General features: G+C 65.5%; 20 protein-coding genes. All 20 read left to right on the forward strand.

The window, feature by feature from the left end; translation table 11 throughout:
- The first annotated feature begins 65 nt into the window (after window positions 1-65).
- Window positions 66-464, forward strand: coding sequence for a zinc ribbon domain-containing protein (locus tag VN706_09280; GenBank protein ID HXT15811.1), 399 nt, complete (start codon window positions 66-68; stop codon window positions 462-464).
- On the forward strand, window positions 464-2,116 hold the full coding sequence (gene argS / locus VN706_09285; protein ID HXT15812.1) for an arginine--tRNA ligase: 1,653 nt from the start codon (window positions 464-466) through the stop codon (window positions 2,114-2,116). The genes VN706_09280 and argS overlap by 1 nt, the downstream gene beginning before the upstream one ends.
- Before the next feature lie 114 nt (window positions 2,117-2,230).
- Window positions 2,231-3,148, forward strand: coding sequence for a PfkB family carbohydrate kinase (locus VN706_09290; GenBank protein ID HXT15813.1), 918 nt, complete (start codon window positions 2,231-2,233; stop codon window positions 3,146-3,148).
- Window positions 3,145-4,206, forward strand: a complete 1,062-nt coding sequence (gene purM, locus VN706_09295) for a phosphoribosylformylglycinamidine cyclo-ligase (protein ID HXT15814.1) — start codon at window positions 3,145-3,147, stop codon at window positions 4,204-4,206. The genes VN706_09290 and purM overlap by 4 nt, the downstream gene beginning before the upstream one ends.
- A gap of 11 nt (window positions 4,207-4,217) precedes the next feature.
- A complete protein-coding gene (locus tag VN706_09300; GenBank protein ID HXT15815.1) occupies window positions 4,218-5,273 on the forward strand; it encodes a hypothetical protein in 1,056 nt (351 codons plus the stop codon).
- 61 nt (window positions 5,274-5,334) lie between these two features.
- Entirely contained in the window at window positions 5,335-6,420 is a 1,086-nt protein-coding gene (gene ribD, locus VN706_09305) for a bifunctional diaminohydroxyphosphoribosylaminopyrimidine deaminase/5-amino-6-(5-phosphoribosylamino)uracil reductase RibD (protein HXT15816.1), read from the forward strand.
- A complete protein-coding gene (locus tag VN706_09310; GenBank protein HXT15817.1) occupies window positions 6,405-7,007 on the forward strand; it encodes a riboflavin synthase in 603 nt (200 codons plus the stop codon). The genes ribD and VN706_09310 overlap by 16 nt, the downstream gene beginning before the upstream one ends.
- A gap of 9 nt (window positions 7,008-7,016) precedes the next feature.
- A complete protein-coding gene (locus VN706_09315; protein ID HXT15818.1) occupies window positions 7,017-8,222 on the forward strand; it encodes a bifunctional 3,4-dihydroxy-2-butanone-4-phosphate synthase/GTP cyclohydrolase II in 1,206 nt (401 codons plus the stop codon).
- Between the two features lie 63 nt (window positions 8,223-8,285).
- On the forward strand, window positions 8,286-8,765 hold the full coding sequence (gene ribH, locus VN706_09320; protein ID HXT15819.1) for a 6,7-dimethyl-8-ribityllumazine synthase: 480 nt from the start codon (window positions 8,286-8,288) through the stop codon (window positions 8,763-8,765).
- Window positions 8,746-9,165, forward strand: a complete 420-nt coding sequence (nusB, locus tag VN706_09325; GenBank protein HXT15820.1) for a transcription antitermination factor NusB — start codon at window positions 8,746-8,748, stop codon at window positions 9,163-9,165. The genes ribH and nusB overlap by 20 nt, the downstream gene beginning before the upstream one ends.
- Window positions 9,166-10,275, forward strand: coding sequence for a glycosyltransferase family 4 protein (locus tag VN706_09330; protein ID HXT15821.1), 1,110 nt, complete (start codon window positions 9,166-9,168; stop codon window positions 10,273-10,275).
- Window positions 10,272-11,249 carry an HPr(Ser) kinase/phosphatase gene (gene hprK, locus VN706_09335; GenBank protein HXT15822.1) on the forward strand — a complete coding sequence of 326 codons (978 nt, stop codon included), beginning with the start codon at window positions 10,272-10,274 and terminating at the stop codon, window positions 11,247-11,249. Before VN706_09330 ends, hprK begins: the two co-directional genes overlap by 4 nt.
- A gap of 4 nt (window positions 11,250-11,253) precedes the next feature.
- On the forward strand, window positions 11,254-11,673 hold the full coding sequence (locus VN706_09340; protein HXT15823.1) for a hypothetical protein: 420 nt from the start codon (window positions 11,254-11,256) through the stop codon (window positions 11,671-11,673).
- Window positions 11,670-12,155, forward strand: a complete 486-nt coding sequence (locus VN706_09345; GenBank protein HXT15824.1) for a PTS sugar transporter subunit IIB — start codon at window positions 11,670-11,672, stop codon at window positions 12,153-12,155. The genes VN706_09340 and VN706_09345 overlap by 4 nt, the downstream gene beginning before the upstream one ends.
- A gap of 7 nt (window positions 12,156-12,162) precedes the next feature.
- Window positions 12,163-12,846: a PTS sugar transporter subunit IIC gene (locus tag VN706_09350; protein HXT15825.1), complete on the forward strand. Its 684-nt coding sequence runs from the start codon at window positions 12,163-12,165 to the stop codon at window positions 12,844-12,846.
- Window positions 12,843-13,616, forward strand: coding sequence for a PTS system mannose/fructose/sorbose family transporter subunit IID (locus tag VN706_09355; protein HXT15826.1), 774 nt, complete (start codon window positions 12,843-12,845; stop codon window positions 13,614-13,616). Before VN706_09350 ends, VN706_09355 begins: the two co-directional genes overlap by 4 nt.
- Window positions 13,616-13,882: an HPr family phosphocarrier protein gene (locus VN706_09360; GenBank protein HXT15827.1), complete on the forward strand. Its 267-nt coding sequence runs from the start codon at window positions 13,616-13,618 to the stop codon at window positions 13,880-13,882. Before VN706_09355 ends, VN706_09360 begins: the two co-directional genes overlap by 1 nt.
- Window positions 13,882-15,648, forward strand: coding sequence for a phosphoenolpyruvate--protein phosphotransferase (gene ptsP / locus VN706_09365; GenBank protein HXT15828.1), 1,767 nt, complete (start codon window positions 13,882-13,884; stop codon window positions 15,646-15,648). Before VN706_09360 ends, ptsP begins: the two co-directional genes overlap by 1 nt.
- 23 nt (window positions 15,649-15,671) lie before the next feature.
- Complete coding sequence (gene metK, locus VN706_09370) at window positions 15,672-16,844, forward strand: methionine adenosyltransferase (GenBank protein ID HXT15829.1); 1,173 nt, start codon at window positions 15,672-15,674, stop codon at window positions 16,842-16,844.
- Window positions 16,845-16,871: 27 nt separating this feature from the next.
- Complete coding sequence (locus tag VN706_09375) at window positions 16,872-17,393, forward strand: bifunctional nuclease family protein (GenBank protein ID HXT15830.1); 522 nt, start codon at window positions 16,872-16,874, stop codon at window positions 17,391-17,393.
- Window positions 17,394-17,541: the final 148 nt, after the last annotated feature.

A 17,541-nucleotide genomic window follows, 5' to 3' on the forward strand; every position in this document is an offset into this window, starting at 1 on the left:
CTTGAACGGCCGCTGGGTCAGAACTAACTTTTGACTTCCACTCCCACCGTCTAAGTCCCAGCCGAATGCCGACTTACGAGTATCGCTGCCCCGAAGGCCACGAGTTCGAGCGTTTCTTTCGCAAGATCAGCGACGCCGCCACGGAAGTGGCGTGTCCTGAATGCGGAAAAATCGCCGAGCGGCGGATGTCGGCGGGCGCGGGGCTGGTGTTCAAGGGCTCGGGCTTCTACCTGACGGATTACGGCAAGAACGCACATCGCAAGGGCGGCGACGCCCAGCCGTCGAGCAAGAGCGATTCGTCCGGCGGCGATTCGGCGAGCGAGTCGAAGAGCGACTCGAAGAGCGAGGGCAAGAGCGAATCGAAAGGCGAGGCAAAGAGCGAAAGCAAATCCGCCGAGTCGAAGTCGTCGGACGCCAAGCCGGCCGACAAGCCCGCGCCGAAAAACTCGAAGGCCGGCGAATAGTGGACGGCACCGATCAACTGCGCGCGGAGCTCGTACGAGCCGCGCAATCGCTGGGTGCGCCCGCGGACGTCGAGCCCATCATCGAGCGGCCGCGCGATCCGTCGTTCGGCGACTGGGCGACGAATCTCGCCATGGTGTTGGCCAAGCCGCTCGGCCTGAAGCCGCGCGATCTGGCGGCCGCGATCGTCGAACGTCTCGATCACATGCGCGCCGGAATTCGGAGCGCCGAAATCGCGGGGCCCGGGTTCATCAATTTCCGCGTCGCGTCGGACGTGTTCGCGGAAGGCCTGCGCGCGCTCATCAACGCGGGTGATGCGTACGGCCGGTCGAACGCGGGCCAACAGTGTCCGGTGAACATCGAGTTCGTATCGGCGAATCCCACCGGGCCGCTGCACGTTGGACACGGCCGGCAAGCCGCGCTCGGCGACGCGATTTCGTCGCTGTTGGCCGCGACGGGCTGGAAGGTCACGCGAGAGTTCTATTACAACGACGCCGGCGCGCAGATCATGAATCTCGCGTTCAGCGTGCAGGCGCGCGTGCGGCAGCTTGGCGGCCAGGACATTCCGTTCCCGGAGAACGGCTACCTCGGCGACTATATTAGAGATCTGGCACAACGGTACATCGACGAGCACTCGTCCGATCCGAACGCCGACGACCTCGACGCCGTGCGCCGCTTCGCCGTGCGTGAGTTGCGTAAGGAGCAGGATCGCGACATGCAGGCGTTCGGCGTCAAGTTCGACGTCTACTTCCTCGAGTCGTCGCTGTACGCCGAAGGGCGCGTGACGGCCACGATCGAGCGCCTCGTCGCGGCGGGTCACACCTACGAGAAGGATGGCGCGCTGTGGCTCAAGACCACCGACTTTGGCGATGACAAGGATCGCGTCATGCGGCGGAGCGCCGAGAAGGGCGGTGAGCCGACCTACTTCCTGCCGGACGTCGCGTACCACGTGACGAAGTGGGAGCGAGGCTTCGCGCGCGCGATCAACGTGCAGGGTGCCGATCATCACAGTACGGTGACGCGCGTGCGGGTCGGCCTGCAGGCGCTCGACATGGGCATTCCGCCGGGGTATCCGGAATACGTGCTGCATCAGATGGTGACGGTGATACGCGGCGGGGAAGAGGTGAAGATCTCCAAGCGCGCCGGCAGCTATGTCACGGTGCGCGATCTGATCGACGAGGTGGGCCGCGATGCGGTGCGCTACTTTTTCCTCATGCGCAAAGGCGACTCGCAGCTCGTGTTCGACGTCGACGTCGCGCGCTCGCAGTCCGATGAGAATCCGGTGTACTACATCCAGATGGCGCACGCGCGCATGTCGGGCATCTTTCGCGTCGGCGAGATCGACGCCGAGAGTGTGACGGGTGTGGACGCCGACCTCTCGGTGCTCACGCTGCCGGAAGAGCAGGAGCTGATCAAGGCGCTGCTCGATTATCCGTCGCTCGTCGCCGGCGCGGCCGAGGCGTTGGAGCCGCACCGCGTCGCGACGTATCTGCACGACACGGCGGGGAAGGCGCACCTGTGGTATCACAAGGCGCACGTCCTCGGCGAACCCGATCAGATCATGCGCGCGCGGCTCGTGCTCGCGCGCGCGTCGAAGCTGGTGTTGAAGAATGGGCTGGCGGTGTTGGGGATCACCGCGCCGGAACGGATGTGAATGTCATCCCGAGCGTGGCGAGGGATCTGCCATGTCGGTCAGAGGGACGCCGCTCTAGCGGGATGCTAGATTCCTCGTCGCTTCGCTCCTCGGAATGACTCTCTCCTCCAGCAAATGACCGTCCTCTGCGTAGGATCCGTCGCTCTCGACTCGGTCGAGACGCCATTCGGCAAAGCCGACAACGTGCTCGGCGGATCGGGCAATTTCTTTTCGGCGTCGGCGAGTCATCTCTCGCCCGTGCAGCTCGTCGGCGTGATCGGCAACGATTATCCGATCGCCGACCTCAGGGCGAAGTTCGCGTCGCGTCCGATCGATCTCACAGGCGTGGAGCAGGCTGACGGGGCTTCGTTCCGCTGGCGTGGACGCTATCGCCACGACCTCAACGTCGCGGAGACGCTCGAGACACACCTTGGCGTGTTCTCGAACTTCCGTCCGAAGATTCCCGATCAGTTCCGCAACGCGCCGTTCGTGTTTCTCGGCAACATCGACCCGCGCCTGCAACTCGACGTGTTGACACAGGTCAACAAGCCCAAGCTCGTGGCGTGCGACACGATGAATTTCTGGATCGAGAGCCGGCGCCCTGATCTCATGAAGCTGCTCGAGCGCGTCGATCTCATCACGCTCAACGACGCCGAGGCGCGGCAGCTCACCGAGGAATTCAATCTCGTGAAGGCGGCGCGCTGGATCATGAATCACGGCCCCAAGTTCGTCGTGATCAAGAAGGGAGAGCACGGCGCGTTCATGTTCACGCAGTCGAGCATCTTCTTCGCGCCGGCGTATCCGCTCGAATCGGTGTTCGACCCCACCGGCGCCGGTGATTCCTTCGCCGGCGGCTTCATGGGCTATCTCGCCCGGACGGGTGACTTGTCGGAAGCCAGCCTGCGCCGAGCCGTCGTGTACGGCTCGGCGATGGGCTCATTCGCGGTCGAGAAGTTTTCCGTCGATCGCCTGCTCGAGATCAACGGTGATGACGTGCGCAAACGCGTTGCGGACATCTACCAGCTCGTGTCGTTCGAGCAAGATCTGGCATGAGCGACACGGGCGCCAGCATACCGGGTGCGGGAACGTCTGGGCCGCTCGACTATCGCACCGCCGGCGTCGACATCGATGCCGCGGACGATGCCAAGCATCGCATCAAGTCACATGTGCTGTCGACGCTCACGGCCGGCGCGCGCGGTGCGTTTGGCGGCTTCGGCGGCATGTTTCGCGTGCCGACCGATGTGCCGAAGCCCGTTCTCGTGTCGAGCGCCGACGGCGTCGGCACGAAGCTCAAGGTTGCCATCGAGGCCGGAACGCACGACACCGTCGGCCACGATCTGGTGAACCACTGCGTGAACGACATCCTCGTGCAGGGGGCGCGGCCGCTCTTTTTCCTGGATTACGTCGCGTTCGCGGAATTGGTGCCTTCCGTGGTCGAAGGCGTCGTGGCGGGAGTCGCCGCCGGGTGTCGTGAGAATGGATGTGCGTTGCTCGGTGGCGAGACCGCAGAGATGCCGGGGGTATACACCGCGCCGGATTACGACTTGGCGGGGTTCATCGTCGGTTATGTGGATGAGGACGCCATTTTGGGTCCGGAACGGGTTCGGGAGGGGGATGTGCTCGTGGGTCTGGAAAGCAGCGGGTTGCATACCAACGGCTATTCGCTGGCGCGTCGTATCGTCAATGAACGCATGAAGTTAGGCGTGAATGACCCGTTCCCTGGTGACTCGCGCACGACTGCCGGGGTGTTGCTCACGATCCATCGCTCGTACCTCGCCGCGCTGAGCCCGGTGTTGTCTCACGTTCATGCAATGGCACACATTACCGGCGGTGGCCTGCCCGGGAATCTCAACCGGGCGCTGCCCTCCAACCTGGACGCCGCCGTTGATACGGGAACCTGGAAGATTCCCAATCTGTTCGAGCAGCTCGCGCGAGCAGGCCAGGTCGAACGCCACGAAATGTTCCGGACGTTCAACATGGGTGTCGGGATGGTCGTGATCCTTCCCGAGGTTCGTGCGTCTCAAGTCATCGAATCCGCGCGTGCGCGGCAAATCGGCGCCTGGGTCATGGGCCGGGTGCAGCGCGGTTCCGGCCAGGTTCTACTCAACTAGGGGAGAAGGGAATGAAGAAACACCTCGTCGCCGCAGGCGTAGGCGTCATCGCGCTATCGAGCGTTGGCTCGGCGCAGGCGAACAACTGTCCCGTGGGTGGCAATCCGAACACCGTATCGGGTGCGCAGGCCAATCTCGTGCATGACGCATGTCTGCAGGGCGTCGATCTGTTCCAGATGATGGCGCCGCAACTCGGCGTTGCGCTCGCGGGTGGTAACGCGACGCTCGGCCAGGGCGGCGCGATGGGCGGCCTGGGACATTTCTCGGTCGGCATTCGCGGCAACGTGTTCAGCGGCGATCTGCCGCAGGTGCAGCAATTCCCGGCGCCGCGGAACCAGACGAATCCCGCGCCGGAACCGCTGCCAAGCAAGAAGAACATCCTCGGTCTTCCTGTCGTGGACGGCGCGTTCGGACTCTTCAAGGGCATTCCGCTCGGGCTGACGAACGTCGGCGGCATCGATGCATTGGTCAGCGTGGCGTATGTGCCGACGATTGGTGATTCGACGAGCGACGTGAGCATCAAGCCGCAGACGAGCATCAAGTGGGGCTACGGCGCGCGCATCGGAATCATTCAGGAGTCGCTGGTGCTGCCCGGTGTTGCCGTCACGTACATCAAGCGCGATCTGCCGACGACGGACATCGTCGGCAACTCGAGCCAGGTGAACATTCAGGTGACGAATGCCGACGTGAAGACGAGCGCATGGCGCTTGGTTGCGAGCAAGAGCTTTATCGTGTTTGGGCTCGCCGGCGGCGTGGGCCAGGACAAGTACGACATGTCGACGACGGTCGGCGGCACGGTGAAGAGCCAGTCGGTCACCGTGAACGGGTTCCCGGTGCAGTCAGGCAACGTGACGATCCCGAACATTTCGCTCGCTCAGGATGTGACGCGCACGAACCTGTTCCTCGATCTCTCGTTGAACCTGCCGATCTTCAAGCTCGTGATCGAAGGCGGGCAGGTGAGCGGCGCGAGCCCGGCGAGCGCCATCACGACGACGAATACCTTCAGCAGCGGCAAGGCGGACGACTCGCGCACGTACGGGTCGGTCGGACTGCGCTTCGCCTGGTAATCACGCAATCATGACCGGGCCCGCAGCCCGCTCGGATGTCCGCGGGCCCGATGCGCATGACATGGCGCACATGCGCCGCGCGCTCACGCTGGCGCGCGAAGGCTGGGGACAGACGGCGCCGAACCCGATGGTCGGCGCCGTCGTCGTTGCCGGCGGTGTCGTCGTCGGCGAGGCGTATCACGCGCGATACGGCGAGGCGCACGCCGAGGCACAGGCGCTGCGCGAGGCCGGCGAGCGTGCGCGCGGCGCGACGCTGTACGTCACGCTCGAGCCCTGTGCGCACTTTGGAAAGACGCCGCCCTGCGCCGATGCCGTGATCGCGGCCGGTATCTCGCGCGTCGTCATCGCGTCGCCGGATCCCAGTCTCGTCGCGCGCGGCGGCGCGTCGCGCTTGCGGCGCGCGGGCGTGACGGTGGAAATCGGGCTGCTGCGTGACGAGGCGATGGAATTGAACGCGGCGTTCTTCAACGCGCTCTCGAGTCGCCGGCCCTGGATCACGCTCAAGCTTGCGCTGTCGGCCGACGGTGCCATCGCAGATCCGAGCGGCGCGCATCGCTGGATCACCGGACCGGACGCCCGAGCGGAGGTTCATCGCCTGCGGGCGAACGCGGATGCGATCGCCGTCGGCGTCAACACCGTCATCGCCGACGATCCCTTGCTGACCGCGCGCGACGTACGTTCGCCGCGCCGCGCCCCGCTGCGCGTCGTCTTCGATTCCACACTGCGCACGCCGCGCACGTCGGCACTCATGCGCACCGCGCGCGAAGTGGAAACGATCCTGATCGGCCGGCTGAGTGCGGTGCCCGTCGACCGATTGGCGATGGCAGAGGAAACAGGCGCCACGGTGTTGCTCGCGCCGTCCTTGCACGAATCGCTCGAGATGCTGCGCGCCCGGGACATTCGCTCGCTGTTCGTCGAGGGCGGGGCGCGCATCGCGGGATCGCTGCTGCGGGAAGACCTCGTGGATCGCCTCGTTATCTTTCGCTCATCGCTCGAGCTCGGATGCGACGCGCCGCGCGCGTTCGCTCATGCGCCCGAGGGATTCGAGTCGTCGCTCGCCGAGCGGCCCGTGATTGCGCGAGCGCAATTCGGCGACGACGTGATGACGACGTACGCGCTCCACGAGGTGCCGTGTTCACGGGGTTGATCGATGACGTTGGAACCATCGAGCAGGTGTCGTCGGTCGACGCCGGCCGGGAGTTCCGGATTCGCTGCCGCTACGACGAGTTGAGCGACGGTGAGAGCATCGCGGTGAACGGCGCGTGCCTGACCGTGCGCGAGCACGGCTCGGGCTGGTTCACTGTCGCGGCGGTCGCGACGACGCTCGAGCGCACGACGGTCGGCGCCTGGGACACGGGCCGGCGTGTCAACCTCGAGCGCGCCATGCGGCTTGGCGATCGATTGGGGGGCCATCTCGTGCAAGGGCACGTCGACGGCGTCGCGTCGGTCGAGAACGTTCGCACGCATGGCGACGCGGTGCTGATCGATCTTGCTCTGCCGCCGGGACTGGCTGAGCTTATGATATTGCACGGCTCCGTGGCGATCGACGGAGTGAGTCTCACGGTCAACGATCTGCCGGCACCGCGGGTGCTTCAACTCTCGCTGATTGACTACACGTTGCGCCACACGACGTTGGGCGACCTCGAGGCGGGCGACGGCGTACACGTCGAAGCGGACATGCTGGGGAAGTACGTGCAGCGCCTTCTCAGTGCGAATTCAGAATTTCGGATTTAGGAAACTTCTATGGCTTTCAGCACGATAGAGCAGGCGATCGCCGATGTGCGCGACGGAAAGTTCGTCATCGTCGCGGACGACGAGGATCGCGAGAACGAAGGAGATCTGATCTGCGCGGCGCAGCTCGTGTCGGCCGAGATGATCAACTTCATGATCAAGAAGGCGGGCGGGCTGATCTGCCTCGCCCTGACCGGCGATCGCGTGGACGTGCTGCGTCTGGCGCAGATGAGCGAGACGAATCCGGATGAATACCGCACGGCGTACACGGTCAGCATCGACGCCTCGCCGCGCTTCGGCGTGTCGACCGGCATCAGCGCGCAGGATCGCGCGACGACCATTCTCGCGGCGGTCGACGCGGCCGCGGTGCCGTCCGACTTCCGCCACGGCGGCCACGTGTTTCCGCTGCGGGCGCGCGAAGGCGGCGTGTTGCAGCGCGTCGGGCACACCGAGGCCGCGGTGGATCTCGCGCGGCTCGCCGGACTGATGCCCGCCGGGGTCATTTGCGAGATCTTGAATGAAGACGGATCGGCGGCCCGGCGCCCGGAGCTCGAGCGATTCGCCGGCGAACACGGCATCACCTTCATCACCGTGGCGCAACTCGTCGCGTATCGCCTCAAGAACGAGCGGCTCGTGCATCGCGTCGCCGAGGCACGCTTGCCCACCGAGTTCGGCGCATGGCGCATCGTCGGCTACAAGAACGACGTCGATGCGCACGAACACGTCGCGCTCGTCTACGGCGAAATCGACGACGGTGAAAATCTGCTCGTCCGCATGCACTCGAAGTGTCTCACGGGCGACGTCTTCCATTCCATGCGCTGCGATTGCGGCTGGCAGCTCGACACGGCGATGGACATGATCGCGCGCGAAGGCCGCGGCGTGATCGTGTACCTCGATCAGGAAGGGCGGGGCATTGGGCTGCTCAACAAGCTCAAGGCGTACGAGCTGCAGGACAAAGGCGCCGACACGGTCGAAGCCAACGAGCAGCTCGGGTTCAAGCCCGATCTCCGCAACTACGGGATCGGCGCGCAGATTCTGCTCGACCTGGGTGTCAAATCCATTCGACCGATCACGAACAATCCGCGCAAGATGGTCGGTCTCGAGGGGTACGGGATCGGACTCGGCGAGCGCGTACCGATCGTTCAGCCGTCGCACGACGAGAACGCGGGGTACATGAAGACCAAGCGCGACAAGCTCGGACACCTGCTCGCCTCCTGACATACCTGCGGAATTCCGAGCGAAGGTGCGTAGCGCCGAAGCGAGGAACGACAAATAATCGTAATGGCCGAATTTTCCGGAACGCCCTCGGGCGAAGAACGCCGCTTCGCCGTGGTGGCGAGCCGATTCAATCAATCGATCGTCGAAAGGCTCGTGGACGGTGCGCTGGATGCGCTGGTTCGGCATGGGGCGTCGGCGGACAACGTCGACGTCGTATGGGTGCCGGGCGCCTGGGAGCTGCCGCTTGCCGTGCGCCGCTTGCTCGCCTCAGAGCGATATCACGCGCTCGTGGCAGTCGGTGCGGTCATTCGCGGCGACACGCCGCACTTCGACTACGTCGCCGGCGAAGCGTCGCGCGGGCTGGCGCAGGCGAGCGCGGAGTTCGACGTGCCGATCGGGTTCGGCCTGCTCACGTGCGACAATGATGAACAAGCCGAGGCACGGGCCGGCGGCGCGCACGGCAACAAGGGTTGGGATGCCGCGCTCGCGGCGCTCGAGATGGCGGACCTCTTCGATCGACTGGATGCCTCGGACGAGAGTTGAAACGCGGGCCCGCGCGCGGGTGCTGCAGGCGCTGTATGCCTGGGATCTGCGCGGCAGCGAACCGCTCGAGCGCGTGGCGACGAGAATCTGGGACGATCTCTCGGTGCCGCCCGACGAGCGGAAAATCGCGGGCACGCTCGTGCGCACCCTGACGAAAGAGCAGCGCGCGCTCGACGAGGAGCTGGCGGACGTCACGACGAACTGGCGCCTCGAGCGCCTGGGTGTCATCGACCGCTGCGTGCTGCGGCTCGGCGCGGCCGAGCTGAGCCAGGGCGAGACGCCGCCGCGGGTCGTCATTCAGGAAGCCGTGCGCCTGGCCGAGCGATACGGCACGGTGAAGAGCGCGAAGTTCGTCAACGGCGTGCTCGATGCGCTGGCGCGCCGCATGGGACGGATGTAAGTGCGCATCCTGCTCGTCAACTGGCAGGATCGCGAGAACCCGCAGGCCGGCGGCGCCGAGATTCACCTGCACGAGATCTTCGGCCGGCTCGCGAAACGCGGCCACGAGGTGCGGCTGCTCTGCGGCGGCTGGCCGCACAGCGCGCCGCGCGCGACGCTGGACGGAATTTCCGTCTATCGTGTCGGTACGCGCCACACGTTCCCTTTTTTAGCACATCGCTACTATAAGAGAATACTAAACAACTGGCCGAACGTGCTCGTCGAGGACGTCAACAAGGTCCCGTTGTATACGCCGCGGTGGGGTGCACGTCGCACGGTCGCGCTGGTGCCGCATCTCTTCGGCTCGACGGCGTTCCACGAGCTCGCCGCGCCGCTCGCCGCCGCGGTGTGGACCGCCGAGCGTCCGCTCGGGCGCGCTTACCGCGACATTCCGTTCGAGGCGATCAGTGAGAGCACGGCCGACGATCTCGCGGCGCGCGGCATTCCGCGCCAATCGGTCGAGGTCATCTATCCCGGCATCGATACCGTGGCGTACACGCCGAACGCCGCCGAGCGCGCGCCGCGCCCCGTATTTTCGTATCTCGGGCGATTGAAGAAGTACAAAGGCGTGCATCTCGTCATTCGCGCGTTCGCGGCGATGAACGTAGCCGACGCGGTGCTCGAGATCGCCGGCGCCGGCGACTACCGCGATGAGCTCGAATCGCTCGCCGCCTCGCTTGACCTGACCGGCCGCGTGCGATTTCTTGGGCGCATCTCCGAGGCCGACAAGCTCGCGCTGCTTCGCCGTTCGTGGGCGTTGGTGTTCGCCTCGCCAAAGGAGGGATGGGGCATCACCAATCTCGAAGCCGCCGCCTGCGCGACGCCGGTCGTCGCCTCCAACTCGCCTGGCATTCGCGAGTCCGTGCGTGACGGGCGCACGGGCTTTCTCGTTCCGCACGGCGACGCCGGCGCCATGGGCGCCGCCATGCGCCGGCTGGCCGAGTCGCGCGAGCTCGTCGCGACGTTGGGCGCCGAGGCGCGCCAGTTCGCTGAAGGCTTCACCTGGAACAACGCCGCGCTCGAGACCGAGCGACATTTGATGCGCATCGTCGGACGAGGCGACACACCATGAGTGCCAAGGCGAAACTGACCGTCGGCCGATTGCTCGAACGCATGGCGGGGCCGCTGCAACTCGATCTCGTGGCCGGACCGAACGGACTGGACAACATCATCGAGAATCCGGACGTCTCGAGTCCGGGACTGGCGCTCGCGGGTTACGTGAAGCGGTTTCCCTCGGAGCGATTGCAGGTCCTCGGCGAGACCGAGATTACGTATCTCAAGCAGCTCGATCCGGAAACGCGGCGCGAACACCTCTCGACCTTTTTTTCGTTCCCGATGCCTTGCCTCTTCGTCACCAAGGGACAGGAGCCGGGCGAAGATCTCGTCGCGTTCGCGGTCGAGGCGGGCATCAGCGTCATTCGCACGAAGCTCAAGACGAACGACTTCTACACGCGCATCAAGCCGTGGCTCGAGGACGAGTTCGCGCCGTCGACGAATCTTCACGGCTCACTCTCCGACGTGTTCGGCGTCGGCCTCTTGTTCATTGGGAAAAGTGGTATTGGAAAATCCGAATGCGTGCTGGATCTCGTGGAGCGCGGCCACCGGCTGGTGGCGGACGATCTCGTGCTCGTACAGCGGCGGGGGAGCGACGTGCTGATCGGTCGCGGGCACGAGCTGCAGCGGCACCACATGGAGATTCGCGGTGTCGGCCTCGTGGACATTCCCTCGATCTTTGGCATCCGCGCCGTGCGCCAGCAGAAGCGTATCGAGGTCGTCGTGCAGCTCGAGACGTGGGATCAGGAGGCGGCCGTCGATCGCACGGGATTGGATACCGAGTCGACGACGATCCTCGACGTCGAGATCCCGATGGTGCGCGTTCCGTTGAATCCGGGAAAGAACATCACGGTCATCGCGGAAGTGATCGCGATGAATCACTTGCTCAAGTACAGCGGCATCGATCCGGCGGAGCGCTTCAACGAGCGCCTGATGCGGCAGATGCGCGACCGCCCGGACGTCGCGCGCTACCTGCAGGACGACAATGAATGAATCGATGACCCAGCCCGCGAACGACGACGCGCAATCGCACGGCGTGCCGCGGGCGATCGTCGCGGGTCACGGCGAGTTCGCCGCCGGCCTCGTGTCCGCGGTCGAGCAAATCACCGGACGAGGCACGCAACTCATTCCCGTGTCGGTTGCGAAACTCAGCGTGCAGGACATCGAAGAGCTCTTGCGCTCGAAGATGTTGGAGCATGGCGTGAAGGTGATTTTCACCGATCTGCAGGCCGGAAGCTGCACCATGGCATCGCGCCGAATTCTGCGCGGCATGGACGACGCCATTCTCGTCGCGGGAACGAACCTTCCGTTGCTGCTCGACTTCGTCTTCGCCGAAGGGCGGCCCGCGCCGGAAGCCGCACGCCATGCCGCCGAGCGCGGACGTGCGGCGATCAACGCGTATGGGGCCGGCGCGTGACACTCGTGCTGTATCGGATCGACGACCGGCTCATTCATGGGCAGGTCGTCGTTGGATGGGGTCAGCCGCTGGATTTGCGCTTCATCGTGCTCGTCGATGACGCCGTTGCCGAGAGTGACTGGGAGCAAGAGCTCTATCGCATGGGCGTGCCGCCGGAGATGGAAGTGTATTTCCACACGGCGGACGACGCGGTCAACGCGGTCGCGAAATATCAGGCCGATCCGCGGCCGGGCCTCTTGCTCACGGGCGACATCGCGACCATGCGCAAGCTCGTCGACGGTGCCGGTGTGACGGCGGTCAACGTCGGAGGCATTCACTCGAAGCCCGGCCGCGTGCAACGCATGCGCTACGTCTTCCTCTCCCCGGAGGAAGAGCAGCAGCTGCGCGATCTCGCCGCGCGCGGCGCGAAAGTCACGGCGCAGGATGTGCCGGGTGCGCGTCCTGTTTCGCTCGACGATCTGCTCGCGGGCAACGAATCATGAAGGACCTATGATGCTCATCGACCTGATCCCCCTCGCGCTGCTCGGCGGCGTGCTGGGGTTGGACGTCGTGAGCTTTCCGCAAGCGATGATCTCGCGGCCGATCGTCGCGTCGACGATCGCCGGCGCGCTCGTCGGACAGTCGCCGAGCGGATTGCTGCTCGGCGCCGCGCTGGAGTTGATCGCGCTCGAGACGCTGCCGTTCGGTGCGTCGCGGTATCCGGAGTGGGGCTCGGCGTCGGTCGTTGGCGGCGCGATCTTCTCGAGCTATCCGTCGCATCCCGCAGGGGCGATGTCGCTCGCCATGGTCGCCGCGCTCGCGACGACGTGGATCGGCGGCTGGACGATGGTCAAACTCCGGCAGCTGAACGCCGTGTGGGCCGGGCGGAAGCGCGATGCGCTCGCCGCCGGCGCGCGCGGCTCCGTGATCAGCTTGCAGCTCGACGGCATGACGGCGGACTTCGCGCGCGGCGCGCTGCTGACCGCGATCGCCTATGCGGCGCTCGCACCGCTGTCGCGCATGTGCATCGAGCTGTGGACGATCGATCAGCGCGACTCGCGCGCGTTCGTCGTCGCGGTCGCGGCCAGCGTCGCCGGCGGTGCGGCGTGGAAGCTGTTTCATTCGACCGCCGGCGCGTTGTGGTTCTTCGGGGGCGGTCTGGCGCTGGGCCTCTTCATGATGTTTCTCAGATGACCACAAACGTATCGGCGGCCACGCGCTCGCTTCCCGTGCGCACGCAGATCTCGATGTTCGTGCGCATGCTCGCGATTCAAGGCGCGTGGAATTACGAGACCCTGCTCGGGAACGGAATCGGCTTTTGTCTCGAGCCCGCGCTAAGATTTCTGCCTGGCGGCGTGCACGGAAAGGCGTTCAAGGACGCGATGGCGCGGGAGAGCCACTACTTCAATGCGCATCCGTATCTCGCCGCTGTTGCCGTCGGTGCGCTCGCGCGCGTGGAGCTCGACGGCGAGTCGCCGGAGCGCATCGAGCGTTTTCGCACGGCGCTTTGCGGACCGCTTGGCAGCGTCGGCGACCGGCTCGTGTGGGCGGGCTGGCTGCCATTCTGCTCGCTTGCGTCGCTGGCCTTGTTCGGCCTGGGCGCGACACCGATCGTCGTCGTTGGCTTCTTCCTCGCCGCGTACAATGCCGGACACTTCGCGCTGCGGATCTGGGGACTGCGCACGGGGTGGAATCACGGACTGCGCGTCGCGACCGCGCTCGGGCATCCGGTGCTGCGGCGTGGACCGCAGCAGATCGGACGGGTGGCGGCGCTCGCGACCGGGGTGGCAATACCGCTCGCGCTGGGTCGCATCATCGGACCGGGTCGGAGCCTGCTGGGGCTCGTGCTCGTGACCGTCGCGCTCGGATCGTTTCTGCTGGTTCGTTTGCAGGGCCGCATTGAAGGCTGGCGTTTGTCTCTGTTCGTGGTCGCCGCGTTTGTCCTCTTCTCGGTAGTCCGCTAATGCCCGAACGAACCGTCCAGATCACGAATAGAAACGGGCTCCACGCGCGTCCCGCGGCGGAGATCGTCAAGCTCGCCGCCAGGTTTCAAAGCGAGATCACCGTCGGCAAAGACGACCTCGACGTGAATGGCAAAAGCATCATGGGTGTGATGATGTTGGCCGCCGAACATGGGTCGAGTATTACGTTTCGAGCGGAGGGCCCCGATGCCGACCAGGCTCTCGACGCACTCGCGACGCTCGTCAGCAACGGCTTCGGGGAGAGTTAGTGGATCGAAAGCTCGTCGGGGTTCCCGCGTCTCCCGGCATCGCCGTTGGCCCGGTGCATCTGCTGCGATGGGAGATCCCCGAGGTGCGGCATCGGATCATTCCCGATGACGCCGTTCCCGGCGAGTTAGCGCGCCTGCACGACGCACTCGACCGCGCGAAGGCACGCGTCAGTCAGATCCGCGATCGCGTCGAGCGAACCGCGGGCGCGCAGGAAGCGGCGATCTTCGACGTGCAGCGCTCCATCCTCGACGACTCGGAGCTGGTGGGCGCCGTCGAAGAGCTGATTCGCCAGAACCTGGGCGCGGAGAAGGCGTTCGAGATCGTGATGATCGAGTGGGGGCAAAAGTTCGGACGTGCGGCGCACGCCATGTTGCGTGAGCGCGTCGGCGATCTCAAGGACGTCGAGATTCGTGTGCTGACGATCCTGCTCGATCTCCCCGATCACGATCCCGTCGACCTTCCGAAGGGATCGAACGCAATCCTCGTGACGCACGATCTGACGCCGAGTCTCACCGTGCAGCTCGACCGCGAAGCGATCGCCGCGATCGCGACCGACGCGGGGACACGTACCTCGCACGTCGCGATTCTCGCGCGCTCGCTCGGCTTGCCCGCCGTGGTTGGACTTCGCACCGCGACGCAGGAGCTCGTTGGGCGCGAGACGGCCATTCTCGACGGATCAACCGGGGTGCTGGCGATCAACCCGTCGCACTCCGACATCGACGCGTATCGCGAGCGCGCACGACAGGAGGCGATGGCGGACGAGGAGCTGCGCCAGCTCGCGCAGCTCGAGTCGATCACGACCGACGACGTGCGCATCACGCTGCGCGCGAACGTCGATTTGCCCGAGGAAGCCGACATCGCCGCGACGAGCGGCGCCGAGGGCGTCGGCCTGATGCGCACCGAGTTTCTCGTCGTCGGACGCGCCACGATGCCCGACGAGAACGAGCAGTATCGCGCGTATACGCGCGTGGTTCGCGCGTTCGATGGATGTCCGGTGGTGATTCGGACGTTCGACGTCGGCGGCGACAAGCTGCCGGCCGGCGGGTTTCCCAGCGAGCCAAATCCGTTTCTGGGGTGGCGCGCCATACGGATGTGTCTCGATCAACCGGACATGTTCCGGGTGCAGCTGCGCGCGTTGTTGCGAGCCGCGGTGCATGGCGACGTACACATCATGCTGCCGCTCGTCGTGTCGGTGGACGAGGTGCGTGCCGCCCGCGCGCTGCTCGATGAGGCAGCGCGCGAGCTCGAGGCGCGCGGCACGGAGTTTCGCCGCGATGTGCCGTTGGGCGTGATGATCGAGACGCCGGCGGCGGCCGTCGCCGCGGATACGTTCGTCAACGACGTGTCGTTCTTCAGCATCGGCACGAACGATCTCGTGCAATACACCCTGGCGGTGGATCGCGGCAACGCAAACCTCGCGTCGCGATTCACGGCGTTGCATCCCGCGGTGCTCACGCTCATCCGCCGGACGGCGTACACGGCGCGTCAGCATTCCCTGGACGTTGCCGTGTGCGGCGAGATGGCCTCGCAGCCGCTCATGGCGTTCGCGCTCATCGGACTCGGCGTGCGGCAGCTCAGCGTCGCGCCGCGCTCGGTGCCGCTCGTCAAGCGCATCGTCCGTGCGATTTCGGTGAAGGCGGCCGAAGAGGCGGCATCGGCCGCGATTCGCGCGCAGACCGCGGCCGAAGCGGAGGCGGTCCTGCGTGAGCGCCTGAGCACGATGATCGGCGATCCGGCGGTAGTCGGACACGGGTTGCCCCACTGACACCCCTCGCCTAGGTCTAGATGATGTACGATCGCCATCTCTTCACGTCCGAATCCGTCACCGAGGGTCACCCGGACAAGGTCGCTGACGCGATCTCGGACGCGATCCTCGACGCCATTCTCACCGACGACGCGAACGCGCGCGTCGCGTGCGAGACGCTCGTCACCACCGGCCTTGCCTGCGTCGCCGGTGAGATCACGACGTCCACGTACGTGCACGTCCCCGACGTCGTGCGCTCGACTATCGAGCGGATCGGCTACACCGATCCCGCGTATGGCTTCGACAGCAAGACATGCGCGGTGATGAGCACGATCGACCGCCAGTCGCCGGACATCGCGATGGGGGTCGATACCGGCGGGGCCGGCGACCAGGGCATGATGTTCGGCTATGCGACCGACGAGACCGAGGAGCTGATGCCGATGGCGATCCTGCTCGCGCATCGCTTGACGGAAGCGCTTGCCGCGCGTCGCAAGAACGACGACATCAAATGGCTCCGGCCCGACGGCAAGGCGCAGGTCACCGTGGTGTACGAGGACAAGCGCCCGGTGGCCGTGGACACGGTCGTCATCTCGACGCAGCACGCGCCGGAGGCATCGGAGCGGCAGATCAGGAACGCGATCATCGAGCAGGTGATCGAACCGACGATTCCCGCGGAACTGCGCGCGAAGAAGCCCAAGTTTCACATCAATCCGACGGGGCGATTCGTGATCGGCGGACCGCAGGGCGACGCGGGACTCACCGGCCGAAAAATCATCGTCGATACCTACGGCGGCATGGGACGTCACGGCGGTGGCGCGTTCAGCGGCAAGGATCCGTCGAAGGTCGATCGTTCCGCGTGCTATGCGGCGCGGTGGGTCGCGAAGAACATCGTTGCCGCGAAGCTCGCGCAGCGGTGTGAAGTCCAGCTCGCGTACGCGATCGGCGTCGCGGAACCGGTCTCGGTGATGGTCGATACGTTCGGTACGTCGTCGGTACCGGAGTCGGCGATCATGGACGCGGTGCGCGAGGAGTTCGACCTCACGCCGCGCGGCATCATCAAGGCGCTCGATCTTCGGAAGCCGATCTACAGCGCGACGTCGGCCTACGGCCACTTTGGCCGCACGCCGTGCAAGGTGGGAACGGGGCGGGGCGCTCCGACGGCGTTTACGTGGGAGCGCACAGACCGGGCGAAGGTGCTTTCCCGTGCCGTCAAATAATCACGGAACTCGTATTACCATGTCATCATGATTGAAGTCGTCGTATCGCGGTTGGGGATGGATCCGGGCACGCAGACGTACGTCGTGGTGCTGCAGGAGAAGGGCGGTGAGCGCCTGCTTCCGATCTGGATCGGCCAGCCGGAAGCGGAGTCGATCGTCATGCACATGCACAACATGAAGCGCGCGCGGCCGCTGACGCATGATCTCTGCAAATCGATGATTCTCGGACTCGGCGCCACGCTGCGGCGGGTGCAGATCACGCGCGTCGAAAACAACACCTATTACGGCGAGCTGCATCTCCTGCGCGACGGAAAAGTCGTGAATGTCGACTCGCGTCCGTCCGACGCGATCGCGATCGCGCTGCGTCTCGACGCGCCGATCTTTGCCGCCGAATCGCTGCTCGTCATTCCGGACGAAGACGATGAGCAGGCGGCCGAGACGTTGTCGCCGCCGACCGCGGGGGGCGAGTCGTCGGAATTGAGCGCGGAGCAGCTCAAAGAGTATCTCGAGCATCTCCGGCCGGAGGATTTCGGTAAGTTCAAGCTGTGATATTAATAGCAACATTGTTCCTCACTGCGGCGCTTCGCACCTCCGCTCGGAATTCCGCCGAGCCAGGGGCATTGTTCCTCACTGCGGCGCTTCGCACCTCCGCTCGGAATTCCGCCGAGCCAGGGGCATTGTTCCTCACTGCGGCGCT

The organism is Gemmatimonadaceae bacterium (assembly GCA_035606695.1).
Lineage (GTDB): Bacteria > Gemmatimonadota > Gemmatimonadetes > Gemmatimonadales > Gemmatimonadaceae > JAQBQB01.